This window comes from Streptomyces sp. NPDC040589 (assembly GCF_055594445.1).
The window spans coordinates 400,097-425,792 of record NZ_JBVIWP010000001.1; the positions used below are offsets into that span (position 1 = coordinate 400,097).

A 25,696-nucleotide genomic window follows, 5' to 3' on the forward strand; every position below is an offset into this window, starting at 1 on the left:
CGGAAAAGCGCCGGCCACATGACCGTGACCAGCGCTTCCCCAACACGCCTGAGACTCAGGCAGACATCCCGCTCAGCCGGTCGCCCCGTCCGGCAGGACCCCGGGCCGGAACGGCTCCACGCCTTCGAGCGTCCGCACCCGCGTCGGCTCGATCAGCAGCATCACCCGGCGCTCGCCGGGCAGCATCCACGGATACCGGTCCTGACCGAGGTACTTGCGCGTCAGCCGGTCCATACCCCGCTCCGCCTCCTCGCCCTCCACGAACCGGACGACCTTCCCCCGGATCTCGGCCCGGTCGTACGGGTTCTCCGGGTCGTGGTGGGACAGCGAAACGTACGGATTGCGCCGCAGATTCTCCTCCTTCACCCGCCCGATCGAGGTGTTGACCATGACGAACTCGCCTTCGATGTCCGCCCACATGGGCGACACCTGAGGCGCCCCGTCAGCCCCGACCGTCGCGAGATGCCAGAAGTTCGGCGCGAGAAGTCGCTCGCGAATATGCCCGTTGAGCTTGCCGTTCACGTAAGTCACTGCCTTTCCGGACCCAAGATCATCGGGCCCGGGGTCATCCTTACCCCCAACCCGCCGCGACCGACAAGCCGATCTCCGGCCCCGGCCGAACCCGCCGGTAGCCGTAGCTTCCTACAATCCGTGATCCTGGCCGAACAGACCGTAGTCATCGCACCTTCGCCCCCCTAGCTTGTGGCGCGTGCGCCGACCTTCAGCCCGCCCGAGCCAGTCCGCTCCCACTCCCCCTCCACAGTCCGCCCCGACGACCCCGCCCTTCAACGCCCCGGCCGCCCGCCGTCTGCGCGCGGCCCTCGGCATGACGCCCGAGCACGTCGCCCACGGCATGCGCGTCTCCTACGGACACCCCCGCGTCACCCCGGACCACGTCATCGACTGGGAGCGCGGGGCCTCGGCCCCGTCGAACTCCGAACTCACCGCTCTCGCGGGCGTGTTGTGGTGCTCACCCGGCGAACTCATCGGCAGACCCCGCACCCTGCGCGAGCACCGCATCGCCCGCTGCCTCGCCCCCGAGGACGTGGCCCGGGCCGTGGGACACGAGGTCCACGCGTATCTGCGCATGGAGGAGACCGACACCTGGCGCGGCACGGACCGCCAGTCCGGCGCCCTCGCCGACCTGCTCGGCCTGGGCCTCGCCGACTTCGTCACCGTCACGGGCCGCGACGCCAAGCTCGGCGAACTGCTGCGCAGCGCGGTCAGCACCCGCTGGCAGGCCTATGTGCGCCCGGTGGCCAAACTCGTACCCCTGGACCGGCCGTTCCTGGAGGGCGCCCTGCGGGCGCTGCACGAGGACTACCAGGGCCATATGGCCGCCACCCTGAGCTGGGGAGGCGGCAGCGGCGACGCGGGCGGCACCGCCCGCGACTTCCTCGACCGGATCGTCGAGCACTTCTGGACGAGAATCCAGGGGAGCCCGGCCGGAAGCACCGGCGCCTAGAAGACCGACTCGGCCTCGTCCATCCGGTCCTTGGGCACCGTCTTCAACTCGGTCACGGCCTCCGCGAGCGGCACCATCACGATGTCCGTCCCGCGCAGCGCGGTCATCCGGCCGAAGCGGCCCTGGTGCGCCGCCTCCACCGCGTGCCAGCCGAACCGCGTGGCGAGCACCCGGTCGTACGCGGTCGGTGAGCCGCCGCGCTGGACGTGGCCGAGAATGACCGGCTTGGCCTCCTTGCCGAGCCGACGCTCCAGCTCATGGGCGAGTGCCGCGCCGATGCCCTGGAAGCGCTCGTGGCCGAACTTGTCGATCGCGCCCTTGCCGTAGTCCATGGTGCCGTCCGCGGGGTGGGCGCCCTCGGCGACGGCGATGACCGCGAACTTCTTGCCGCGGGCGAAGCGCTCCTCGACCATCTTGACGAGATCGGCCGGATCGAACGGACGCTCCGGCAGACAGATGCCGTGCGCACCCGCCGCCATGCCGGACTCCAGCGCGATCCAGCCGGCGTGCCGGCCCATGACCTCCACCACCATCACCCGCTGGTGGGACTCGGCGGTCGTCTTCAGACGGTCCATCGCCTCGGTGGCGACCCCCACCGCCGTGTCGAAGCCGAAGGTGCGGTCCGTGGAGGAGATGTCGTTGTCGATCGTCTTCGGGACGCCCACGACGGGCAGGCCCGCGTCGCTCAGCATGCGCGCGGCCGTCAGCGTGCCCTCGCCGCCGATCGGGATCAGCGCGTCGATGCCGAACTCGTGGATCATGTCGGAGGCGTTCTCGCAGGCCTCACGGAGCCGGTCGCGCTCCAGCCTGGACGATCCCAGGATCGTGCCGCCGCGGGCCAGGATCCCGCTGACCGCGTTCAGGTCGAGGGCGCGGTAGCGGCCGTCCAGCAGGCCCGAGTAACCGTCCTCGAAGCCGATGACCTCGTCGCCGTAGTTGTCGACCGCCCGGTGCACGACCGACCGGATCACGGCGTTCAGGCCGGGGCAGTCGCCGCCTGCGGTGAGAACTCCGATACGCATCGTGCTGTGTCTCCTGCTCGCTGTTGACACCGGTGAGCTTCTGCCGATTGTTTCACGCTCCCCGGCCCGGCGGGGTACCCGGCTCTGACGGGCGCCTTATCCATCGGCGGAGGTATTGTCAAGGCGGTTCCGCTCACCTCGATGGGCGATTTTTCGACGTCCCACACATCCCGAACAGAGACATCCCGAGCAGCGACATGCCACCGAGACGAAACGGAGAGCGCGCGTGACCCGCAGCGTGTACGTGACCGGCATCGACCGAGGCGACGGCCGCCAGGTCGTCGAACTGGGGGTCATGGAGCTCCTCACCCGGCAGGTCGACCGGGTCGGCGTCTTCCGGCCCCTCGTCCACGACGGGCCCGACCGCCTCTTCGAACTGCTGCGCGCCCGCTACCGGCTCGCCCAGGACGCGTCGACCGTCTACGGCATGGACTACCAGGAGGCGTCCGCCCTCCAGGCCGAGGCGGGCACGGACGAGCTGGTGTCCACGCTCGTCGAACGGTTCCACCGGGTGGCCCGCGAGTACGACGTGGTCCTGGTCCTCGGCACCGACTTCGCCGACACCCAGCTCCCGGACGAGCTGGCGCTCAACGCCCGGCTGGCGAACGAGTTCGGCGCGTCGGTGATCCCGGTCGTGGGCGGCCGCAAGCAGACGGTCGAGTCGGTGCTCGCCGAGACGCGCAACGCCTACCGGGCCTACGACACGCTGGGCTGTGACGTCCTGGCCATGGTCACCAACCGGGTCGCCCGCGAGGACCGCGACGAGATCGCACGCCGGCTCGACTCCCGGCTCCCCGCGCCCTGTTACGTCCTGCCCGACGAGCCCGCGCTGTCCGCCCCGACCGTCTCGCAGATCAGCCACGCGCTCGGCGGCAGGGTGGTGCTCGGCGACGACTCGGGGCTCGCCCGGGACGTGCTCGGCTTCGTCTTCGGCGGTGCGATGCTGCCGAACTTCCTGGGCGCCCTGACCCCGGGCTGCCTCGTCGTCACCCCGGGCGACCGGGCCGACCTGGTCGTCGGCGCGCTCGCCGCGCACAGCGCCGGCACCCCGCCGATAGCCGGCCTGCTGCTCACCCTGGACGAGGTGCCCGGCGCCGACATCCTCACCCTCGCCGACCGCCTCGCGCCGGGCACCCCGGTGCTGTCGGTGACCGGCACCAGCTTCCCCACCGCCGAGCAGCTCTTCTCCCTGGAGGGAAAGCTGAACGCGGCCACCCCGCGCAAGGCGGAGCGGGCACTCGGCCTGTTCGAGCGGTTCACCGACACCGGTGAGCTCACCCGCCGGGTCTCCGCGCCCAGCAGCGACCGCGTCACGCCGATGATGTTCGAGCACAAGCTGCTGGAGCAGGCCCGCTCCGACCTGCGCCGCGTGGTGCTGCCCGAGGGCACCGAGGAGCGCGTGCTGCACGCCGCCGAGGTACTGCTGCGCCGGGGCGTGTGCGAGCTGACCCTGCTCGGCCCGGTCGACCGGATCCGCAAGAAGGCCGCCGACCTGGGCATCGACCTGGGCGAGTCCCAGCTGATCGACCCGGCCACCTCCGACCTGCGCGACTCCTTCGCCGAGCAGTACGCGGCCCTGCGCGCCCACCGGGGCGTCACCGTGGAGCTGGCGTACGACGTGGTCTCCGACGTGAACTACTTCGGCACGCTGATGGTCCAGGAAGGTCTCGCCGACGGCATGGTCTCGGGCTCCGTGCACTCCACGGCCGCGACCATCCGCCCGGCCTTCGAGATCATCAAGACCAGGCCGGACGCCGACATCGTCTCGTCGGTGTTCTTCATGTGCCTGGCCGACAAGGTCCTCGTCTACGGCGACTGCGCGGTCAACCCCGACCCGAACGCCGAGCAGCTCGCGGACATCGCCATGCAGTCGGCGACCACGGCGGAGCAGTTCGGCGTGGAGCCGCGCATCGCGATGCTGTCGTACTCCACCGGCACCTCCGGCTCGGGCGCCGACGTCGACAAGGTCCGCGAGGCCACCGAGCTGGCCCGCGCGCGGCGGCCCGACCTGAAGATCGAGGGCCCGATCCAGTACGACGCCGCCGTGGAACCGTCGGTCGCGGCGACCAAGCTGCCCGGCTCCGAGGTCGCCGGGCAGGCCACCGTGCTGATCTTCCCCGACCTGAACACCGGCAACAACACCTACAAGGCCGTGCAGCGCTCGGCCGGCGCGATCGCCGTCGGCCCGGTGCTCCAGGGCCTGCGCAAGCCGGTCAACGACCTGTCCCGGGGCGCCCTCGTCCAGGACATCGTCAACACCGTCGCCATCACAGCGATCCAGGCCCAGTCCCCGAGTGAGAAGGCAACCGCCCAGTGAGCCCGTCCCGTGTCCTCGTCCTCAACTCCGGCTCCTCGTCGCTGAAGTACCAGCTGCTCGACATGGGCGACAGCAGCCGGCTGGCGGTGGGGCTTGTCGAACGCATCGGTGAGCAGACCTCCCGGCTCAAGCACACTCCGGCCGACGGCGAGAGCCGGGAGCGCGGCGGCGCGATCGCCGACCACGACGCCGCGCTGAAGGCCGTGGCCGAGGAGCTCGCCAAGGACGGCCTCGGTCTGGACTCGCCCGAACTGGCCGCGATCGGGCACCGGGTGGTGCACGGCGGGAAGTCCTTCACCGAGCCGACCGTCGTCGACGACGCCGTGCTCGCCGAGATCGAGCGGCTCATCCCGGTGGCCCCGCTGCACAACCCGGCCAACCTCACCGGGATCCGCACGGCGCGGGCGCTGCGGCCCGACCTGCCGCAGGTCGCCGTCTTCGACACCGCGTTCCACACGACCATGCCGGAGTCGGCCGCCCGCTACGCGATCGACGTGAAGACGGCCGACGAGCACCGCGTCCGGCGCTACGGCTTCCACGGCACCTCGCACGCCTACGTCTCCCGGGCCACCGCCGAACTGCTGGGCAAGGACCCCGCCGAGACGAACGTGATCGTGCTGCACCTGGGCAACGGGGCGTCCGCCTCTGCCGTTCGGGGCGGCAAATGTGTGGACACCTCCATGGGACTGACGCCTTTGGAGGGGCTCGTGATGGGTACGCGCTCCGGAGACATGGACCCGGCCGTCATCTTCCATTTGATGCGTGTTGGTGGAATGTCCGCCGACGAGATCGACACTCTTCTCAACAAGAAGAGCGGTCTGATCGGTCTGTGCGGCGACAACGACATGCGGGAGATCCGCCGTCGCGTCGACGAGGGCGACGAGCAGGCGGAGCTGGCGTTCGACATCTACATTCACCGCCTGAAGAAGTACATCGGTGCCTATTACGCCGTACTCGGACGGGTGGACGCGGTCGCCTTCACCGCCGGTGTCGGCGAGAACGCGGCCCCCGTGCGGGAGGCCGCCCTGGCGGGCCTGGAGGAGCTGGGCCTGGTGGTGGACGGCGAGCGCAACGCCGTACGCGGCGACGAGGCGAGGCTGGTCTCGCCCGACGGCGCCCGGGTGGCGGTGGCGGTGGTGCCCACCGACGAGGAATTGGAGATCGCGACGCAGACCTACGCGCTGGTAATTGGTTCAGGGAATCACACCTGAGCGGCATCCCGCCCTTTTGTATTTTCCGCCAGACGGAATATTCCGTTGCGAAACAAACCGATAGGATCGCCCCATGCGCCGTTCGAAAATCGTCTGTACTCTCGGCCCCGCGGTCGACTCCCACGAGCAGCTTGTCGCGTTGATCGAAGCCGGTATGAACGTGGCCCGCTTCAACTTCAGCCACGGCTCGCACGCCGAGCACCAGGGCCGGTACGACCGGGTCCGTGCCGCCGCCAAGGAGACCGGCCGGGCCATCGGTGTCCTCGCCGACCTCCAGGGCCCGAAGATCCGCCTGGAGACCTTCGCCGAAGGTCCCGTGGAGCTGGTGCGCGGTGACGAGTTCACCATCACCACCGAGGACGTCCCGGGCGACAAGACGATCTGCGGGACGACCTACAAGGGCCTGCCCGGCGACGTGACCAAGGGCGACCAGGTCCTGATCAACGACGGCAACGTCGAGCTGAAGGTCACCGAGGTCGAGGGCCCCCGGGTGAAGACGATCGTCATCGAGGGCGGCGTCATCTCCGACCACAAGGGCATCAACCTGCCTGGCGCGGCCGTCAACGTGCCCGCGCTGAGCGAGAAGGACATCGAGGACCTCCGCTTCGCGCTGCGCATGGGCTGCGACCTGGTCGCGCTGTCCTTCGTCCGCGACGCCAAGGACGTCCAGGACGTGCACCGCATCATGGACGAGGAGGGCCGCCGCGTCCCGGTCGTCGCCAAGGTGGAGAAGCCGCAGGCGGTGCAGAACATGGAGGACGTCGTGATGGCGTTCGACGGCGTGATGGTCGCCCGCGGTGACCTGGCCGTCGAGTACCCGCTCGAGAAGGTCCCCATGGTGCAGAAGCGCCTGATCGAGCTGTGCCGGCGCAACGCCAAGCCGGTGATCGTGGCGACCCAGATGATGGAGTCGATGATCACCAACTCCCGTCCGACCCGCGCCGAGGCCTCCGACGTGGCCAACGCGATCCTGGACGGCGCCGACGCGGTCATGCTGTCCGCCGAGTCGAGCGTGGGCGCGTACCCGATCGAGACGGTCAAGACGATGTCGAAGATCGTCGCCGCGGCCGAGCAGGAGCTGATGTCCAAGGGCCTGCAGCCGCTCGTCCCGGGCAAGAAGCCGCGCACGCAGGGCGGTTCGGTGGCCCGTGCCGCCTGCGAGATCGCCGACTTCCTCGGCGGCCGGGGCCTGGTGGCCTTCACCCAGTCCGGCGACACCGCCCGCCGCCTGTCCCGCTACCGCGCCCAGCAGCCGATCATCGCCTTCACCACCGACGAGGGCACCCGCAACCAGATGGCGCTGAGCTGGGGCGTGGAGCCGTACGTGGTCCCGTTCGTGAACAGCACCGACGAGATGGTCGACCTGGTGGAGCAGGAGCTGGTCAAGCTCAACCGCTTCAACGACGGCGACATCGTGGTCATCACCGCCGGCTCGCCCCCCGGCGTCCCCGGCACCACCAACATGGTCCGCGTCCACCACCTGGGCGAAGCCAAGTCCTGACCCGCAAAGGGCCGTACAGGCCCCTGAACGGCACCGAGGGCGCCCCCTGCGATCCAGGGGGCGCCCTCGTCTCGTACATGGCCTTTGCCACTGAAAATCCCTCTGGCACTCTCCCGTTTCCCGTGTAACTGTTGCGAAGCCCTTGGGGAGAGGGTGCGGGGGAAGCGTGCCTGACCAGCGCGCGAACGCATCTGTCCAATATGGACAACTCCTGACGGAAGTGACCTGCCTGCAGTCCGACCACGACTGCCGCGCAGCCATGTCCGCCTGCCCTCCTCCTGGGTCGACCATTCATCCAGCAGACAGGCGACGACATGCGAAGAGCCCTGCGCTCACGGGGGTTAGCCGGCACCGCCCTGGTGGCGGCATCGGCCGTACTGACGGGACTGGTGTACGCGGCACCGGCCCGGGCCGACGAACCGCCGGCCGGGGATCCGGATGACGGCAGGTTCCGGATCAGCCTTGGCCAACAGACTCGGACCAACAGGTGTATCGCCGGCGTGGCGCTGCACATCGGCGGCCCCGCTATGAAGGCAGCGGCCTCGAAGTCTCTGAACGGCACCGATGCCGATCTTGCAGCCGCCACTGACGGCGTTCTCTGGGGCGCGGGCGCCCTCGGCGGTGCCCGAGACAGTGACGTGGAGGGCGCCTCCCAGTACGGGGACCAGTCCCGGGCGCGCAAGGAGAGTTGGGAGTCCGCCAACAAGATCTACGCGCAGACCGGCTGGGACTCGGGCACCAGCTTCCATGCCCCCGAGTTCAACGCGGACGTCCTGGCCTTCACGTTCCGCACGCAGCAGGATCTCTGGGGCATGCTCGGACAGGACGGCCGCAGCGTCCCCACCCAGGCGTCAGTCGACCAGGCGAGGAAAATCGCCGGCGAGATCGCGGGCCAGGACAGCTGGAACGATTTCGCCGCCAGCGCGATCTTCGATGACAGCGATGTCCGGGGCCCCCACAACGGCACCACAGCCAGCGACGTCGCATCCTTCCTCCGGAACGGTGGTTTCGTCACCACGCCACTGGAGGAAGGCTCCACCGAGTACCGCTTGGAGGTCGAGGCACTCAAGGTCGCCTGGGGCGGTTGCGACAGCGGGAACCCGGTCGACGCCCGGCGAATCCTCTCTCCAGTCGTTCTGACGGCCCACCAGGAGTGGGAGCAGGAGTACGCCGCCCAGGCCAAGCCCCGAGCCACCATCATGGCCGCTGAAGCGAACGCGTCGGCGCAGGCCCGCAAGGCCACTGATGCAATGATCGAGTCCATCGGGCAGGCGTGGCTGGCCGAGCAGATCCTGCTGTGGCAGAAGTACTGGGCGGGTCAGCCCAAGGACAACATCCACCGGCCCAAGGCAGCGGTGTTCACCCAGGCCAAGACGGACCTGGCCAACGCCCAGAAGCGGACCGCGGACCAGTTGACGCTGGCCAACAAGGCGGTGGCCGCCGCCAAGATGGCCTCCGGACAGGCCACCACGGCGCAGAACGACGCGTACGCCATCGCTGACGCGGCCAAGACGCCGCGCGGCCGGGGACTGCTGTACACCCAGCAGTCGGTGCAGGTCGCCAAGGCCTCGTACGCCGCGGCCCAGGCGGCGGCGAAGGCCACCCAGACCGCGGTGAACGCCGCCAAGGCGACGGTGGCCGACAGCAAGACGCTGTTCGCGCTCTCCCAGACCCAGGCGCACGCCATCAACACCGAGTTCCGGCGGATCGCCGCGCAGGAGGCGGCTGCCCAGGCGAAGGCGGCCCGGGTGTCCGCGGACGCGCTGGCCAAGGAGGCCGCCGCCAACGCCACGAAGGCGAAGAACGCCCAGGCGACGGCGGAGGCGGCCGAGAAGACGGCGAAGGCGGGCGCCGCGAGGGCGGCGGTCGAACGGGCCACGGCCGAGAAGGAACGCGACAACGCCAAGCGGGAGCGGGCCAACGCGGCGGCCGAACGGACCAAGGCGAAGGATGCCGAGCAGCGAGCGCAGGCGGATCGAGATGCCGCCGCCCGGGCACGCGGCGCCGCAGAAGCGGCGGGCAGCACCGCCGCCGCCAAGCGCCAGGAGGCCGAGGAGTCCGAAGCCCAGGCGTACTTGGCTCGCGATCTGGCCGTCTCGGCCGAACGGAAGCGCGACTCCGCCAAGTCCAGGGCGGCCGCCCTGGAGGCCGCCGCCGAAGCTGCCAAGGGTTCGGCGGCCGCGGGTGAGGCCCGTGAGGCCGCGACAGAAGCCCGCTCCGCCGCCACCGAGGCGACCGACGAGGCGCGCGACGCCCGGGCCGCGGCCGACGATGCGAGCGAGGCCGCCGTGAAGGCTCGGGCGGCCGCCACGCGCGCCGACGCCGCCGCGTCCCGTTCCCGCGCCGCTGCCGACAACGCGTGGTCCGCGTACGAGACCACGCGCGCCGCGGCCGCCACGGCGCACGCCGCCGCGGCCGAGGCGATCGACGCCGCAGCCGCGGCCAAGAAGAACGCCGACGACGCCGAGGCCGAGGGCAAGAAGGCCGCCGCCGCGGCGGTCACGGCACGCCAGGAGGCCACGGCCGCGAAGGCCGAGGCCGCTAAGACGGCCACCTGGGCCGCCACCGCGGCCGGTCACGCCTTCGCGGCGGGTGAGGCGGCCACCGCCGCCCGCGACTCGGCCGCCGAGGTGATCAAGCCTGCCAACCAGGCCATCGCCATGGGCACCCCATACAAGGAGACCGACGTCTCGGCCGCTTTCGCGGTCCTCGTCGGCCAGACGTCCAAGCCGATCGCGGAACGCCAGGCCGCCGCCGCCAAGGCCAAGGCCGAAGAGGCCGCCAGGGCGGCCAAGGAGGCCAAGGTTCTGGCGGAGAAGGCGAAGGGCGACGCCAAGCTGGCCGCCCAGGCCGCCGCGGCGGCAGCCGACGACGCGGCCAAGGCCGCGGCCTCGGTGGCCGCCGCGCGCGCTTCCGCGGCCGAGGCCGCCACCGCCGCGGAAGCGGCGAAGAAGGCCGACGCCAACGCCCAGAAGTACGACCAGCAGGCCGGTACGGACGCCGTCTACGCCGGGATGGCCGCGAACGAGGCGGAGTCCGAAGCCGCCGCGGCGGACCGTGAGGCCGACGAGGCGGAGAAGGACGCCAGCAGTGCCCGCTCCGCCGCCACCGCGGCGGAGAAGGACGCGGCGAGCGCTCGCGGCACCGCGACCAAGGCGGAACAGGACGCCACGGCGGCCGAGACGGCGGCCAAGAACGCCGACGGTGCCGCGAAGGAGGCCGACCAGGCTGCCGATCGCGCGGAACAGGAGGAGCGCAAGCGGCTCGAACAGCAGCGCCGTGAAGCCATGGAGACGGGCGACACCGGTGTGTCCGGAGGGAATCCGGGACCGGCCCTGAGCGCCGACGACGAGGCCATCCTGCGGGCCCAGTGCGGTCAGCAGTGCGTCGACGACTTCCGCGCCGCTCAGGCGGCCGTCTCGTTGAGCGTGATCGACTGGGTGAAGGCCAACGGCGGCGAGATCCTGCTGGAGGTGCTGGGCGTCAACAACGTCAAGCGCTGCTTCGGTGAGGACGACATCGAAAGCTGCCTGTGGTCCTTCGTCGACGTGGCGTCCCTCGCGCTGGTCGTGGGCAAACTCCCCGCCGTCGGCAAGGCGATCGTCCGGGTCGCCAGCGGTATCGCCGAGTTCTTCGAGAAGGCCGCTTGGGGCAAGAAGACCCTCGCCCGGCTGAAGGACATCATCGAGAAGTACCGCAAGGGCCAGCTCGGCGAGTGCGTGCTGGACGCCGCGGACCTGTTCAGCGGCGCAGCCGGGTCTTCCAAGGCGAAGGGTCTCGCCGCTGCCAAGGCGGCCGGGGGCAAGAAGCGGTTCTGCGGGATCGACCACATCTCGCCGATCGACGGGGACTGGTGCACCAAGCGGGGTGCGCACGTCAATCTGAAGAACGGCCGCGAGGTGGGGTTGCAGACCACCGAAGTCAAGGGCGGCATCATGGGCTACGCGATCGACGTCAAGGCCGGATCGGCCACCAATGACGAGATCCGCGCGGTCGTCCAGACGCTCATCGACGACGACCGGCTGCGTGAGGATCTGATCGCCAAGTCGACCGATGCGATGCGCATCTTCAACCAGGACGCCGCGAACCAGAGGTACAACGAGAAGCTGGAGACTGGTCAGAAGCCCAAGCCGCTGAGGTGGGGCTGCAAGACCAACTTCGCGCCGAAACTGAAGTTCCTGGTCGACGCGTTGAAGGAAATCAGCCGCCAGAAGGGTGTCGGGTAGGCACCGACGCAGAGCTGAAGGGGGCCGGTCCGCGATGCGGGCCGGCCTCCGCCTTCGCCTCAGTGGCAGACGTGATGGGTGCCTCGGGCGATCGCGCTGTGCAGGACCGTACCGCTGTCCCCGGACTCGTCCGGGACCGTCCGGCGAAAGGTGAAGTGCACGTCTGCGGGGGAATGGCGCACCACGAGGGTGATCTGGTCGGCCGACTCGGGCCACGGCCCCTCCTCGGCACGTATTCCGGCGGAGGAGAACGCATCGCGAAGTTGCGCGGCGGTCACGGCCGACGGCAGTTCCTCCGTCTCACCCGGTACGCCGCTCGGAAGGTCGACGGGCCCGGCCCCGGTGCTCAGTGCCACCGTCTGGAGGATGTCGCAGCAGACCTCGAGACGTACATCGCCGTAGCGCACGTTGCGCGGCTCGCCCCTCTTCCTCCGCCGGCTTGGGAAGTACTCCCCGTCCTGAGGCGGTCCCAGCCGCTCGGAAACGTCGGCGAGAGACGCCCCCGGTTTGAGAACGCCAATTCCTCCGGACTCGGCGAACCCCGTCAGCACCTCCACGATGGTCATGCCTCGATCATCCCTCATCTGTCCCGTACAGCGGCGAGGGCGCCCCCTGTGGCCAGGGGGCGCCCTCGAGTCCGTCGGGTACGTCAGTCCGTGACGTACTGATGCAGCCCCGGCACGGTCAGCGTGCCGCCGAACTGGCCTGCCTGGGTGACCTTCACGTTGGTGAAGTAGATCTCCGGGAGGTTCAGGGGCGGCGGGTGCTCGGGGTCGAACGTGAGCGGGACCAGCCCGAGCAGGTTGCCCGAGATCTTCTCCGTGTACATCACCGTCTTGCCGTCGGTGATCGTGGACGTCGACCCCTTGGCCGCCTGGACGTGGTGGGTCTTGCCGGACTGCTTGTCCTTGACGAGCTGGTGCAGGTCCCCGATCTCGGTGCCCTTGGAGATGACGAACTTCAGGACCTTCTTCGTGGCACCGCTCGCCGTCTTCACCTCGACGATGCCCTGGTAGTCGGCGCCGTGCAGCTTCAGCGAGCTGGCTTCCAGGCGCCAGGGCTCGTCGGGCACGAGGAGCTCGTTGTCCACCCCGCCCTCGGCGTCCGTGGCGGCCGGGCAGTCCTCGGGGTCCACGGAGGGGCTCGCGGACGGGCTGGGAGAGGCGGTGGCCTTGTCTGCCGCGTCCCCGGCCGCCTTCTCGACGGCGTCGGTCGTGTCCCCGGCCGCCTTCGACGCCGCGTCCGTCGTGTCCTTGACGGTGTCCTCGACCGTGTCGGTCGTCTTCTTGACGGCGTCGGACGCGTCGTCCTCGCTCGTGTCCGAGGACGTCTCGGTGTCCTCGGCGTTGCTCGTGTCCCCGGACGGCGAGGCGGAGGCGGAGGGCGTGGGGCTCGGGCTCTCGGTGGACTTGCCGCCGTTGAAGATGCCGCCGATCGCGTCGCCGATGTCCTCGAGGACGTTGCCGCCGCTCTTGGACGCCGACGGGCTGGGCGTCGCCTCGTCGTCATCGCCCGACGTGCCCTCGGACGCCGAAGGGGTCGGGGTGGGCTCGGTCTTGTCGCCGTCGTCGTCGGAACCTGAATCCGACGAAGAGGACGAGCCGTCCTTGTCCGCACCCGCGTCCGAGCCGGCGGACGCCGAGGGAGTCGGCTCGGCCGTGCCCTTGTCCTCGTCGCCCGCGGCCTCGCTCTCGCTCGCCGAGGGCGACGGGGAGGCGCCGTCCTTGTCGTCCTCCATCGCCGCGAGGCAGTCCTTGTACTCGTCGGCCGTCAGGCTGTTGGCGGTCGACGGCTGCTCGTCGGCGAGGGCGAGCGTCGGGGTGAATCCCATGCCCATGAGGACGGCGGTGGGCATCGCCGCCATGGCTATGGCCTTGCCGGCGGGCATCTGGAACCGGGTGAAGAGCGGCTTCTTGGGAGCCGCGTGACGTGGCCCCGTTCTCGCCTTCGTCTGGGCGGCGGGAGAGCCGTCGCGGGGTTCAGCCGACACGGTACCCCCCGTTGCGGGCCTCGGACCGGACGTCGCCCGCCGGGCCGCCGTCACCGGGCCCGTACGGAGGGTGCGTCCCATCCGTCTCACCGGCCGTGCTCTCGGAAGAGGGCTCCACGGCTCCTTCTCCCGTCGGTCCCTGACCGGCCGCCCGAGGCCCCTTCCCCGTGTCCTCCGTCTTGCCCGGCACCCAGGCGACGGCGAGGGCACCGCCGAGCATCGCCAGCAGGAAGCCGATCAGGAAGCCTCCGATGTTGGAGACCACCAGCGACACCAGGGCGAGGATGATCGCCGCGACACCGGCGAAGACCCGCGTCGCCTGCTGGAACCACATGGTCAGACCCAGCGTGATCAGCAGGACCCCGATGATGAGGGAGCCGGCACCCGCGGTGGTCGCCATGGTGAGCGACATGGTGCCCAACTTGAGGGTGGCGTAGGGGAAGTAGGCGATCGGCACCCCGCCGAGGATGGTGAACAGGCCTGCCCAGAACGGCCGGGTGCCCCGCCAGTCACGGAATCGCAGACGCAACCGGGCGAAAGTCCCGGCGCTCTGGACCGGAGTCTCGGCACTCATGGAAAACAGCTCCCTCGGTCCGATGGAGGTACGTACCGGCTCGGCCGTAGGCGTGTGGAGAAGCCGGAAAGTCTAAGTCTGTGTGGTGGCCCGGCGCGGGGCCGGGCCCGAGGGGCGGGGAAGCGGCGGCCTCCCCGCCCCTCGAAGGGGACGGGTCAGCCGCCCCCGGACACCCGTGGGACGGAGGCTGTCAGTAGCACTCCATGCCCTTGTCCATGCCGAGCTTCATCGACAGGCCGCTCAGCTTGAACGTGCCGGCCGTGGTCGCCCACGCCGTCTGCTTGACGCCGTAGAGGTCGGCCTCCCTGGCCTGCTGGGCGAACCCGCCCGGCAGCGTGGTCTTGGTGTCCTTGACCGCAGGACCACGGGTCTTGTCCTTGACCGCGACGCCGATGTCGATGTCCTTGAACTCCGCGTCGGCGTCGAGCTGGGCGACGTCGATGTAGAGGTTCTCGGCCTTGACCGGCTTCTTGGCGTCGTTCCCCGCCTCAAGACGGAGGTAGACCGTCTTGCCTATGAGGGGGATCGGCGTCGCGACCGACTGGCACATCTTGCTGATCGTCGCGTCGTCGAACGACGAGATCGCGACGGGAACCTGCGTCTTCTTCTCACCGTCGGTCGAGGTGTAGACGCTGTCGATTCCGCCGTACTGCGCGAAACCCTCACCGTGCAGGTGACTGGCCGACACCTTGAACTGCTGACCGGAGACGCTGAACGACGCGGCCAGCGCACCCTGCGCGAGCCCTACACCCACACATGCCGCAGCGGCGACGCTGGGCACCATCACCACAGCGAACCGCTTCCATCTGGTCCCGCCACGCACCTGGGACTCCATATTTCCTCCTTCTCGGACGTACATCTCCTGTCCTGGCTCGCCCCGAATGGCGGCTCAGCCGGGCAGGGATGGGAGAAGTGCTACGTCCTCGGGAAGGAGAGCGCCTGCACTCGGCGGCGCAACTCGCGCCCGAATCACCGGCGATCACCCCCGAGCGACAACCACTGGTCGCGCCTGACACGCATCACGCACAACCCTGCTGGACAGGCTTCGCCGGGTGGGCGAAGACCCCCCTGTCCAAGAGCCGGCGCCACTGCCGCCGGCTCTGCTCGGTGGGGACCCAGGACGTCCCGCGACCCAACCGGCTGCCGGGGTACGGGAATGGACCGAGCGTGGCCGATCGTGGTGCATTCTCGCCGCCCGCACAAGGGGGTTCGTTACTGGCTAGTAACGGCCGTATAACCGAACAACGGCCCATCGGTCTCGGCCGACGACACAGGGTGGCCCCCACCGGTGGTACAAAGCTGTTGATCGATGGACAGAAACCGACAGATCAACGCTCGCGACTTACTCGCAGTAACAGCGGCCGCGATTACCAAGTTTTGGTAAAGCGCGGCCGCAGTGACGCTCCGTGGGCAAATCTTTCACGTGGGCACCACAAGCCCGCGTGTTTAACGACTGGTCAGAACAGGGCGCGCGCCAGGGCCCTGCGAGCCGCGATCACCCGCGGGTCCTCGGGCCCGACCACCTCGAACAGCTCCAGCAGCCGCATCCGCAGGGTGTCCCGGTCGTCACCCACCGTGCGCGACACGGTCTCGATCAGACGGCCGAAAGCGTCCTCGACATGACCGCCCACCAGATCCAGGTCGGCGGCGGCGATCTGCGCCTGCACATCGGCCGGCTTGTCGGCCGCGTCCTTGCGGACCTGCTGCGGGTCGACGCCCTGCACCCGCTGGAGCAACTCGGCCTGGGCGAGACCCAGTTTGGCCTCCTCGTTGCCCGGCTCCTCGTTCAGTACGTTCTTGTACGCCTGGATGGCACCGCTCAGGTCACCCGAGTCCAGCGCCTGCACGGCGGCCTCGAGGAGCCCGTCGTACGGACCGGCCGGACGCTCGGGAGCCGCCTGGGCGTCACCCGCCTCGGCGTCGGGGTCGACGGTGAGGCCGGTCAGGCCGAAGCGCTGCTCGGCGACCTGCACCAGCTGGTCCAGGGTTCCCCGGATCTGCTCCTCGCCCGCGGCCCCCTGGAAGAGCGGCAGCGCCTGCCCCGCGACGACGGCGAACACCGCGGGGATCCCCTGGATGCCGAACTGCTGCATCAGCATCTGGTTGGCGTCGACGTCGATCTTGGCGAGCAGGAAGCGGCCGTTGTACTCGACGGCCAGCCGCTCCAGGACCGGGCTCAGCTGCTTGCAGGGCTGACACCATTCGGCCCAGAAATCGATGACGACCGGCACTTCGGCGGACCGCTGCAGGACTTCGGTCTCGAAGCCCGCCTCATCGACGTCGATGACGAGGTCGGCCGGGGAGATCGCCCCCGCACCACCCTCCCGGGCGGCCTGGGCACGTGCCTGCTCCGCCTTCGCCTTGGCCTCCTGGGCCGCCTTCACCGCGGCGAGGTCGACGACTCCGCTCATGGACATGTTCCGTGGCTGCATGCGTCTATCCTCCCCCGTACTGCGCGCGCGTGTGAAAAACGGTGTGAAAGCCGGGCCGGTCGGGTCCCGTTCGGCGCCGGGTCCCCACCCCACGCCATGTCGCCGAAGCCCGCGTACGTCCTTCACGGGCTTTCGCTACGAGACGTAGCGTAATGGCACACCGAACCGCCGGACCACCACCCCCCGGTGATCTCCCTCACGGCCACACAGGAACCGCCCGTTATGGTCATGGCATGCACAGCCGCAGCCCAGCCAGCCGCACCGGGCGCCCCCGCAGCGCCGCGGCGGACGCCGCGATCCTGGCCGCCACCCGTGCGGCACTGGTGGAACTGGGCTGGTCCAAACTCACCCTGGGAGACGTCGCGACCCGCGCCGGGGTTGCAAAAACAACCCTCTATCGTCGCTGGGCGGGCAAGAACGAGCTGGTCGTCGACGCGGTGGCGGAACTCTTCGACGAGCTGGAGCTGCCGGACAGCGGCTCGCTGGCCGCGGACATCGAGGGCGTCGTCCTCCAGTTCGCCACGATCCTGGCCCGCCCGGAGGCGAAGAGCGGCCTGATGGCGGTGATCTCGGAGGCCACCCGCGACGACGCCCTGCGCGAACGCATCCGCGCGTCGGTGGTCGAGCGCCAGAAACGCCTGGTCCTGGAGGGCCGCTCCCGGGCCCAGGCGAGAGGCGAGCTGCCTCCCGAGCCGGACCCGGAGTCGGCGGCCCGCACGGCAGACCTGATCTTCGACATGGTCGCGGGTGCGGTGGTCCACCGCACCCTCGTCAGCGCGGAACCGGCGGACGAGGAGTGGGTACGCGGATTCACACGGGTGCTGCTGCAGGGCCTGGCCTAGCCGGCTCCTCAGAACCCGGCAGGCTCCGTGTACACCCCCCACTCGTCCCGCAGCACCCCGCAGATCTCCCCCAGCGTCGCCTCGGCCCGCACAGCCTCCAGCATCGGCTCGATCATGTTGGTGCCACCGCGCGCGGCGACCAGCATCGCGTCGAGCGCGGCTCGCACCCTCGCGTCATCGCGTCCGGCCTTCCGCCCGCCGAGCACCCGCACCTGCTCCCGCTCCACCTCGTGACTGACCCGCAGGATCTCCAGGTCCCCGGTCACGGACCCGTGGTGGGCGTTGACACCGACGACCCGCTTGTCGCCCTTCTCCAGCGCCCGCTGGTACTGGAACGCCGACTCGGCGATCTCCCCGGTGAACCACCCGTCCTCGATCCCGCGCAGGATCCCGGAGGTGATCGGCCCGATCGGGTGCTGACCGTCGGGGTGGGCCCGCAGCCCCCGTTCCCTTATCTGCTCGAAGATCTTCTCCGCGTCGGCCTCGATCCGGTCGGTGAGCTGCTCGACGTACCAGGAACCGCCCAGCGGATCGGCCACGTTGGCGACCCCGGTCTCCTCCATCAGCACCTGCTGCGTCCGCAGCGCGATCTCCGCCGCCTGCTCACTCGGCAGCGCGAGCGTCTCGTCGAGGGCGTTGGTGTGCAGCGAGTTGGTCCCGCCGAGCACGGCCGCCAGCGCCTCCACGGCAGTCCGTACGACGTTGTTGTACGGCTGCTGCGCGGTGAGCGAGACCCCGGCCGTCTGGGTGTGGAAGCGCAGCCACTGCGCCTTCTCGCTCTTCGCCCCGTACACGTCCCGCATCCACCGCGCCCAGATCCGGCGCGCCGCGCGGAACTTGGCGATCTCCTCGAAGAAGTCGACGTGCGCGTCGAAGAAGAAGGAGAGCCCGGGGGCGAAGACGTCGACGTCCAGGCCGCGCGAGAGCCCCAGCTCCACGTACCCGAAGCCGTCCGCGAGCGTGTACGCCAGCTCCTGCGCGGCCGTCGCCCCGGCCTCGCGGATGTGGTAGCCGGAGACGGACAGCGGCTTGTACGCGGGGATGCCGACCGCGCAGTGCTCCATCAGGTCGCCGATGAGCCGCAGGTGCGGCTCGGGCTGGAAGAGCCACTCCTTCTGGGCGATGTACTCCTTGAAGATGTCCGTCTGGAGCGTGCCGTTCAGAACGGCCGGGTCGACTCCCTGGCGTTCGGCGGCGACCAGGTACATGCAGAAGACGGGGACGGCCGGGCCGCTGATGGTCATCGACGTCGTGACGTCGCCCAGCGGGATGTCCTTGAACAGGACCTCCATGTCGGCGGCCGAGTCGATGGCGACACCGCAATGCCCGACCTCGCCCAGTGAGCGCGGGTCGTCGGAGTCACGGCCCATGAGCGTCGGCATGTCGAAGGCGACCGAGAGCCCGCCTCCGCCGTTGCCGAGGATCATCTTGTAGCGCTCGTTGGTCTGCTCGGCGTTGCCGAACCCGGCGAACTGCCGGATGGTCCACGTACGCCCTCGGTAGCCGGTCGCGTACAGGCCGCGGGTGAAGGGGTACTCCCCGGGCCACCCGATCCGTTCGAACCCCTCGTACCTGTCTTCGGGCCGCGGCCCGTACACCGGCTCCACGGGGTCGCCGGAGAGCGTGGTGAAGTCGGCCTCGCGCTTGCGCGCGGCGTCGTACCGGGCCTGCCAGCGACGGCGGCCTTCCTCGATGGCGTCAGCGTCCATACCTTCGAATTTACTAGGACGTCCAAGTAAATGTCGATGGCAGACCGCCGCACGTTCGTCCGTACGGCGGTGAGACCGCGGGGGCTACGCCTTGGCGGGCGCGGGCGACTCCTCCGCGAGCCGGGACTCCAGCTCGTGGCTGATCCTGCGCTCCACGAAGAACGCGGCCGTCGGGACGGTCCCGGCGAGCAGCACCCACACCTGCTTGCCGACCGGCCACTTCGCCTTGGAGCCCAGGTCGAAGGCGAAGACCAGGTACAGGACGTACAGCCAGCCGTGCGCGATGCTGACGACGCGCGTGAAGTCGGCCGCGCCGTTCAGGTCGAGCACATACTTGCCGATCATGCCCAGGGTCAGCAGGACCAGCAGCACGCCGGTGACATAGGCCATCACGCGGTAGCGGGTCAGCACGCTCTTCTTCATGCCGTCGAGCGTAACGACCCGTTCCGGGGGATCTTGCCCCGGGTCACCGCTCCTCGAAGTCCCCCGCCGCGATCCGCAGCGGCCGCAGCATGGCGAAGATCTCCCCGCACTCCTCGGCGTCGTACGCCCCGAGCCCGAAGTCCATCGCCATCAGGTCGCGGGTGGCCGCCTCGACCACCTCGCGGCCCTTCTCGGTGATGCTGGCGAGGGTGCCTCGCCCGTCGTTGGGGTTGGGCCGCTTGTCGACGAGACCCGACTTCACCAGCCGGTCCACGGTGTTCGTCACGGACGTGGGATGCACCATGAGCCGCTCGCCGATCTTGGACATCGGCAGCTCGCCGGACTTGGAGAAGGTGAGCAGCACCAGCGCCTCGTAGCGCGCGAACGTCAACCCGTACGGCTTGACCACCGAGTCGACCTCGGCGAGAAGGATCTGCTGGGCGCGCATGATCGAGGTGATCGCGGCCATGGACGGCACGTTTCCCCAGCGCTGCTTCCAGCGTTCGTCGGCGCGCGCGATCGGATCGAAGGAGAGACTGAGCGGCTTCGGCACGAACCCGACCTTACCGGCCGGTCACATGGTGGTCAGCCCCGTCTCGCCCTTCGGTCCGGCGCCTCCGGCTCCGCCATCCGGGGGCAGGGCGAGGCCATGTCCTTTACATGGCGATTCATACGAGTATGTAACTATTGACAACGGCTCCATCACTGAACGTCACCTTCCTCACAGGGAGCGGCATGAGACGGCTGATCCACGCCCTCGCGGCACTCGCGGTGCTCGGTCTCGCTGCGGGCTGCTCGTCCGCTCACGGCCGCGCCGAGACGGCCGACACCGGCGACGACACCACGAAGGCCGGCTACACGGCCGGCTCACCCTTCTGGGTCGACCCCGAGAGCCCCGCGGCCCAGCAGGCGCGGCTCTGGGAGCAGCAGGACCGGGAGGACGACGCCGAGCTGATCCGGCGGATCGCCGACCGGCCCGTCGCACTGTGGCCGCCCGGCGAGATCGATCCGGCACCGGCGGTGCGGGCGGCGGCCTCGGCCGCGAGCGACGAGGGGAAGACCGCGGTCTTCGTCGCGTACAACATCCCGCACCGGGACTGCGGCCAGCACTCGGCGGGCGGGGCCGAGGACGCGGACACCTACCGGGAATGGATCGGGCAGTTCGCCGACGCCCTCGGCGAGGCTAAGGCGCTGGTCGTCCTGGAACCCGACGCGGTCGCGCACATCGTGGACGGCTGCACGCCCGGCGAGTACCACGCCGAGCGCGAACAGCTGCTCGGCGAAGCGATCACCCGGCTGAAGCAGCAGCCGAACACCAAGGTGTACCTGGACGCGGGCAACGCGGACTGGATCCGGGAGCCGGACAAGCTGGTGGAGCCGCTGCAGCGGGCCGGGATCGAACAGGCCGACGGCTTCGCGCTCAACGTCTCCAACTTCCAGACCGACGACGAGAGCACGGAGTACGGCATCCGGCTCGCCGAGGCCCTCGACGGCAAGCACTTCGTCATCGACACCAGCCGCAACGGCAACGGCCCCCTGCCCGGCATCTGGTGCAACCCGCCGGGCCGGGCGCTCGGCACCCCGCCCACGACCCACACCGGCGAACAGACCTTGGACGCCTACCTGTGGATCAAGCGGCCCGGCGAGTCGGACGGAGACTGCGAGGGCGGCCCGGACGCCGGGCGCTGGTGGCCGGAGTACGCCCTGGAGCTGGCGCGCAACGCGGAGGACTGACCCGGCCCTCCGCTCACGCTCACTCCACGTGGATCCACTTGGCCCGCGAGGGCGTGCCCTGGCCGTCCGTCACGAACAGCATGTACCAGCCGGGCGGGACCAGGGCCGGGTCGCGGGGCACCTCGAAGGTCACCGCGCCGCCCTTCCTGGTGATGTCCAGCTCGATGGAGCGCTGCTCGACGTCGGTCGTGTGCGTGACCGCGCTGGGCCGCATCAGCCGCGCCGCGGCCACGCGTTCCGGGTGGTCCGTACGGAACGTGATGCTGTGGTCCTTGTTCAGCTTCTCCGGACCGCCCTTCAGTACGGGGCGGTTCCGGGGGTTCTTGTGCAGGGCGGGCGGGGTGAAGACCTCCATGCGCTGCTCGAAGTGGCCCAGCTTGGTGTTCTGCTGGTTGTCGAAGAGCGGGTCGGAGCCGAAGGTGGCGATCCTGCCGTCGGGCAGCAGCAGCGCCTCGGAGTGGTAGTTGCGGCCCACCCTCGGCGCGGCGGCCTCCCGGAAGGCGTTGCTCTTGGGGTCGTAGAACTGCGCCTTGAGGATGTTGCTGGCGCTGCGCCCGCGGTAGTCCCTGGAGCCGTTGGAGGTGAACACCGTGTCGTCCGGCATGATCACGCTGTTCAGGTAGCGCGTGCCCTGGGGCAGGTCGGGGCCGTCCCGGAAGGCCGGGTTGTCCTTGTTCAGGTCCACGACGGCCGTGCGCGGGGTCGCCTTGCTCGACTCGCCGACGCCGCCCCCGCCCAGGATCATCACCTTCTGGTCCTGCGCCGGGGGCAGCAGCAGGGAGGCCGAGGTCTCGGTCTGGTCGAGGTCCGTCAGCCCCGGCACCTTGCGGAACGTGTTCTTCTCCAGGTCCCACAGTCCCGGCTCACGGCCCCGGTCGGCGGGCCCGTAACCGGCGTTGGAGGCCGGGTAGAACAGCTTGCCGCCCTTGGTGAGGAACAGGGCGGGGTACGTCGGGAAGTACCGCTTGGGTCCCGGTGACCACTTCTTGGTCTCCGGGTCGTAGATCTCGTTGTCGCCCGGGTCGATCATGCCGACGTCGTCCAGGCCGGACACCGCGAGGACCCGGCCGTCGTCGAGGCCGACGAGCGTCGGGTACCAGCGGGCCTTGTCCATCGGGTCGACGGGGATGTACTTCTCGGCCTTCGGGTCGAACTCGTAGGCGCCGCGGATGCCCTGGAAGTCCTGCTTGTCGAGGGTGATCTTCTCCGACAGGCCGTACGCGTTGTCGGCGGCCTTGCCCGTCAGGCCGACGATGGCGTACTGCGCCTGCTTCTGGGTGGCCGACAGGGAGCCCTTGTCCACGGCCTCCACCCAGACGCGGGCCTCGCTGGCGGTGATCTTGGTCTTCCAGGGCTTCATGACACCGCGGCTGTTGTACGTGATCTTCTGGCTGCGCTTGGCCTTCGGAACGGTGACGTCGAACTTGGTGACGTACTCGAAGCCGGCCGGGGAGCGGAAGCGGGTGCCCTTCTTCAGGAACACCGCCTTGTCGGGGCTCTCGTTCTTCACGCGCATGCCGCCGCCGGCCCGGGTCACCTCGGCGCCCAGGCGTTCGTAGCGGGCGGTGCCGCCGGCCACCAGCAGCCGGCCGTCGGGGAGCTGGGCGTGCCCGGCGCAGAAGAAGTCCTCCGGGGTGGGGATCTTCTTGTAGGTGTTCTTCTCCGGGTCCCACAGGACGGTGTCGAACTCGCCCGCGTCGAACTTGCGCTGCTCGTTGCCCGACCCGGCGACGATCAGCACCTTGCCCGTGTGCAGCAGGGCCGCGTGGATGGCGTTGGTGCGGAACTCCTCCGGGATGTCGAGCTGGGTCCAGGAGCCGTACTTCGCCATGTACTCCGGCTGGGCGATCTTGTACTCGTGGTACTGCGTGGAGACGAAGTCCAGCGCGGCCGGGGCGTTGAGGCCCGCCAGGACCGCGATGCCGCCGATACCCAGGACGGTTTTCTTGGTCTTCTGCGAGAGCTGGTAGGCCATGGCCTAGCTGCCTCCTGTCGTGGTGCCGGAGACCGGGGCCGCGGGGGACGCGGTGGCGAGGGCCGGGGCGGGGGCCGGCTCGTTGCTCTCCGGCACGCGTGGGTGCGGGTGCGGGGGTGCCTGTTCCTGTGCCGGTGCTTGCGCGCCGGCGTGGGCGAGCTGCCGTTGCCGCTCCCGGTGGTCCTGCCAGGCCGTGGTGGCCCACACCGCGGCCGGCGCCAGGGAGATGGCCATGCCGAGCAAGGCCCAGGTGCGCATCGCGGCATGCGTGTGGTCCAGGGCCACCGAGGCGGCCAGGGACGTGGCCAGCAGGGCCGCCCAGAAGAGGTGGATACGGAAGGTGGCCAGCTGGTCGGGTGAGGCGTCGTCGCCCTTGGGCGTGACGACGAATCGGCTGGGGCGGCGCATGACCGCCTCGGTGAGGGACTTGAGGTAGATCGGCGCGGACACGGCCGACATCCCCATGCCGGCCAGGCCGCCCGAGCCCTCCGGTTCATGCGGTGAGACGTTGTGCCGGCGGTTCCACAGGTACAGCCCGATCTGGCAGGCGGCCGCGTCGCTGTAGAGCATCATCCAGACCGATACGGCGACCTCGGTGCCGGAGGCGCCGAACCAGAGGAAGAGGAAGCAGCTGAAGATCCCGAGGAACCAGTTGACGGCCGCCATCGGGTAGTACACGAGCATGAGCGTGTAGGACAGCAGGCGGCCCGGCGGCATGCTGAGGGGCGCCTTCCAGTACTGCGTGATGAGCGTCTCGTAGGTGCCGCGCGACCAGCGCATCTGCTGGGTGAAGAAGTCGGTCCAGGAGGCGGGGCCCTCGCCGACGGCGAGCACGTCCGGGGTGTAGACGGACTGCCAGAAGCGGTTCGTGTCCGGGTTGCGGTGCTGGTGGATCTCGAAACCGGTGGCCATGTCCTCGGTGATGGAGTCGTGCAGCCCGCCGATCTGCTTGAGGACGGAGATCCGTACGACGTTGTTCGTGCCGACGAACATGGGGGCGCGGTAGTGGTTGCCCGCGCGCTGGATGAGGGCGTGGAAGAGGAACTGCTGGGACTCGGCGGCCTTGGTGACGGGGTTGTGGTAGTTGCCGTACACCTGGGGGCCGACGACGAAGGCCACGTCGGGGTCCCTGAAGTAACCCATCATCCGTTCGAGGTAGTTGGGCATCGGGATGTGGTCGGTGTCGACGGACGCGAAGAAGTCGTACGCGTCGCCGTGCATGGCGATCCAGGCGTTGTAGTTGCCGTGCTTGGTGCGGGCCTTGTGGACGCCCGTGTCGCGGTTCCACTCGGGGACGCCGCGGCGGGTGAAGTGGCGTACGCCCAGTTCCGCGCACATGGCCTTCACCTCGGCGTCGTCGCCCTCGTCGAGGAGCCAGACGTCGAGGGGGCCGGTGTGGTGGATGCGGGTGGCTCCTTCCAGGGTCGCGCGGACCATGGCGAGGGGTTCCTTGCCGGGCACGTACGTGGTGAGGAAGGCGACGCGGGTGCCTGGTTCGGGGACGACGGGGACGGGGTCGCAGGCGACCATCGTGGCGTGGGCGACGGAGGCGACGTTGACGAGCATGAAGAGCTCGATGAGGCCGATCGCCATCAGCATGGTGACGTCGAGACCGATGAGCCAGCGCTGGGCGCCCTCGCGTTCCACCCAGTGGGTGGGCCAGACGAGGTAGACCAGCAGGGCGCCGGTGAGCAGCGGCGCGAGGCTCATCAGGAGGACGGCTCGTATTCGACGGGGCTCACGGGCGAGGAGCGAGACGTACTGCACCCGGTACCCCTCACCGGACGGCTCCGTGAGCGGTCCGGCGAGTCGGCTGTAGGAGTCGTAGTCGTAGCCCTCCGGCCGCACAGCGCCCTCCAGTAATTGAGGCCTGATCGAAGCGCGGTACCTCGATACCCATACAAAAGTGGACCTTTGGGGCGCTGTCGAACTGAGGGCGTCCAGGTGGGTGGGGGTCGCATATGCCTGCGGCAGCCTCAGCGGCTCCGGCGGGGGGTGCGTGTGGCGCCTGCGCGGTGGGGTGAATCGGGGCCGCGCCGGGGGGGGTGTCCGTCCTCGGAACGGCGCGATTGAGTTTCATACCGACTGACCGGCGTTGACGCGCCAACCGCTGCGGGCGGACACCCCCGACACGTCCCCTTCCGTGCATCGGCGGCTGCGGGCGCGTCGTGGCTTGCGCCTGCGGCCTGCCGCTTGGCTGCGGGCAGCCTCGTGCCGGCCCAGCTGCCACCGGCCGTCGCCGCGGGCTCGCCGTAGCCGCCCCAGTTGCGGGCAT

General features: G+C 69.8%; 19 protein-coding genes. 7 read left to right on the plus strand and 12 right to left on the minus strand.

Annotated features, from left to right (window positions below):
• Nucleotides 1–72: 72 nt before the first annotated feature.
• Nucleotides 73–531 (minus strand): PPOX class F420-dependent oxidoreductase, encoded by a 459-nt coding sequence (locus tag ACZ58V_RS01725; protein WP_468188176.1) that lies wholly within the window; start codon nt 529–531, stop codon nt 73–75.
• A 178-nt stretch (nt 532–709) separates the two neighbouring features.
• On the opposite strand from ACZ58V_RS01725, the gene ACZ58V_RS01730 reads away from it, so the two are divergent.
• On the plus strand, nt 710–1,465 hold the full coding sequence (locus ACZ58V_RS01730) for a helix-turn-helix domain-containing protein (protein WP_468188174.1): 756 nt from the start codon (nt 710–712) through the stop codon (nt 1,463–1,465).
• Here the strand turns inward: ACZ58V_RS01730 and ACZ58V_RS01735 are convergent.
• Complete coding sequence (locus tag ACZ58V_RS01735; protein ID WP_382497242.1) at nt 1,462–2,487, minus strand: ATP-dependent 6-phosphofructokinase; 1,026 nt, start codon at nt 2,485–2,487, stop codon at nt 1,462–1,464. The two genes, ACZ58V_RS01730 and ACZ58V_RS01735, sit on opposite strands and share 4 nt — an antisense overlap.
• A 226-nt stretch (nt 2,488–2,713) precedes the next feature.
• Between ACZ58V_RS01735 and pta the strand changes: the two genes are divergently transcribed.
• The 4 genes from pta to ACZ58V_RS01755 all read left to right on the plus strand — a co-directional run bounded on the left by pta (nt 2,714) and on the right by ACZ58V_RS01755 (nt 11,742).
• Nucleotides 2,714–4,804 carry a phosphate acetyltransferase gene (gene pta / locus ACZ58V_RS01740; protein ID WP_468188171.1) on the plus strand — a complete coding sequence of 697 codons (2,091 nt, stop codon included), beginning with the start codon at nt 2,714–2,716 and terminating at the stop codon, nt 4,802–4,804.
• Entirely contained in the window at nt 4,801–6,015 is a 1,215-nt protein-coding gene (locus ACZ58V_RS01745; protein WP_468188169.1) for an acetate kinase, read from the plus strand. Before pta ends, ACZ58V_RS01745 begins: the two co-directional genes overlap by 4 nt.
• Before the next feature lie 73 nt (nt 6,016–6,088).
• Nucleotides 6,089–7,516, plus strand: coding sequence for a pyruvate kinase (pyk, locus tag ACZ58V_RS01750; protein ID WP_468188167.1), 1,428 nt, complete (start codon nt 6,089–6,091; stop codon nt 7,514–7,516).
• Nucleotides 7,517–8,016: 500 nt separating this feature from the next.
• Entirely contained in the window at nt 8,017–11,742 is a 3,726-nt protein-coding gene (locus tag ACZ58V_RS01755; RefSeq protein WP_468188165.1) for a hypothetical protein, read from the plus strand.
• A 59-nt stretch (nt 11,743–11,801) separates the two neighbouring features.
• Here the strand turns inward: ACZ58V_RS01755 and ACZ58V_RS01760 are convergent, their stop codons facing one another.
• The 5 genes from ACZ58V_RS01760 to ACZ58V_RS01780 form a co-directional block, all read right to left on the minus strand.
• Nucleotides 11,802–12,308, minus strand: coding sequence for a hypothetical protein (locus tag ACZ58V_RS01760; protein WP_468188163.1), 507 nt, complete (start codon nt 12,306–12,308; stop codon nt 11,802–11,804).
• 83 nt (nt 12,309–12,391) lie between these two features.
• A complete protein-coding gene (locus ACZ58V_RS01765; RefSeq protein WP_468188161.1) occupies nt 12,392–13,732 on the minus strand; it encodes a hypothetical protein in 1,341 nt (446 codons plus the stop codon).
• On the minus strand, nt 13,722–14,306 hold the full coding sequence (locus ACZ58V_RS01770; protein ID WP_468188159.1) for a DUF6114 domain-containing protein: 585 nt from the start codon (nt 14,304–14,306) through the stop codon (nt 13,722–13,724). The genes ACZ58V_RS01765 and ACZ58V_RS01770 overlap by 11 nt, the downstream gene beginning before the upstream one ends.
• 190 nt (nt 14,307–14,496) lie before the next feature.
• Nucleotides 14,497–15,141 carry a DUF6230 family protein gene (locus ACZ58V_RS01775; protein WP_189723272.1) on the minus strand — a complete coding sequence of 215 codons (645 nt, stop codon included), beginning with the start codon at nt 15,139–15,141 and terminating at the stop codon, nt 14,497–14,499.
• A gap of 622 nt (nt 15,142–15,763) precedes the next feature.
• Nucleotides 15,764–16,738, minus strand: a complete 975-nt coding sequence (locus ACZ58V_RS01780; protein WP_468188157.1) for a tetratricopeptide repeat protein — start codon at nt 16,736–16,738, stop codon at nt 15,764–15,766.
• 233 nt (nt 16,739–16,971) lie between these two features.
• Here ACZ58V_RS01780 and ACZ58V_RS01785 point away from each other — a divergent pair, with 233 nt between their 5' ends.
• Nucleotides 16,972–17,580 carry a TetR/AcrR family transcriptional regulator gene (locus ACZ58V_RS01785; RefSeq protein ID WP_468188155.1) on the plus strand — a complete coding sequence of 203 codons (609 nt, stop codon included), beginning with the start codon at nt 16,972–16,974 and terminating at the stop codon, nt 17,578–17,580.
• Between the two features lie 8 nt (nt 17,581–17,588).
• Here ACZ58V_RS01785 and ACZ58V_RS01790 read toward each other — a convergent pair whose 3' ends face one another.
• From ACZ58V_RS01790 to ACZ58V_RS01800, 3 genes are all read right to left on the minus strand, one after another.
• Nucleotides 17,589–19,289 carry an acyl-CoA mutase large subunit family protein gene (locus ACZ58V_RS01790; RefSeq protein WP_471287879.1) on the minus strand — a complete coding sequence of 567 codons (1,701 nt, stop codon included), beginning with the start codon at nt 19,287–19,289 and terminating at the stop codon, nt 17,589–17,591.
• Nucleotides 19,290–19,373: 84 nt separating this feature from the next.
• Entirely contained in the window at nt 19,374–19,712 is a 339-nt protein-coding gene (locus ACZ58V_RS01795; protein ID WP_468188151.1) for a DUF3817 domain-containing protein, read from the minus strand.
• A 43-nt stretch (nt 19,713–19,755) separates the two neighbouring features.
• Nucleotides 19,756–20,265, minus strand: coding sequence for a MarR family winged helix-turn-helix transcriptional regulator (locus ACZ58V_RS01800; protein ID WP_468188149.1), 510 nt, complete (start codon nt 20,263–20,265; stop codon nt 19,756–19,758).
• Between the two features lie 182 nt (nt 20,266–20,447).
• Between ACZ58V_RS01800 and ACZ58V_RS01805 the strand changes: the two genes are divergently transcribed.
• Complete coding sequence (locus ACZ58V_RS01805; protein WP_468188147.1) at nt 20,448–21,446, plus strand: glycoside hydrolase family 6 protein; 999 nt, start codon at nt 20,448–20,450, stop codon at nt 21,444–21,446.
• Between the two features lie 19 nt (nt 21,447–21,465).
• Here ACZ58V_RS01805 and glxA read toward each other — a convergent pair whose 3' ends face one another.
• On the minus strand, nt 21,466–23,421 hold the full coding sequence (glxA, locus tag ACZ58V_RS01810) for a radical copper oxidase GlxA (RefSeq protein ID WP_468188145.1): 1,956 nt from the start codon (nt 23,419–23,421) through the stop codon (nt 21,466–21,468).
• Between the two features lie 3 nt (nt 23,422–23,424).
• Nucleotides 23,425–25,269 (minus strand): glycosyltransferase family 2 protein, encoded by a 1,845-nt coding sequence (locus tag ACZ58V_RS01815; RefSeq protein ID WP_471287881.1) that lies wholly within the window; start codon nt 25,267–25,269, stop codon nt 23,425–23,427.
• Between the last annotated feature and the right edge of the window lie 427 nt (nt 25,270–25,696).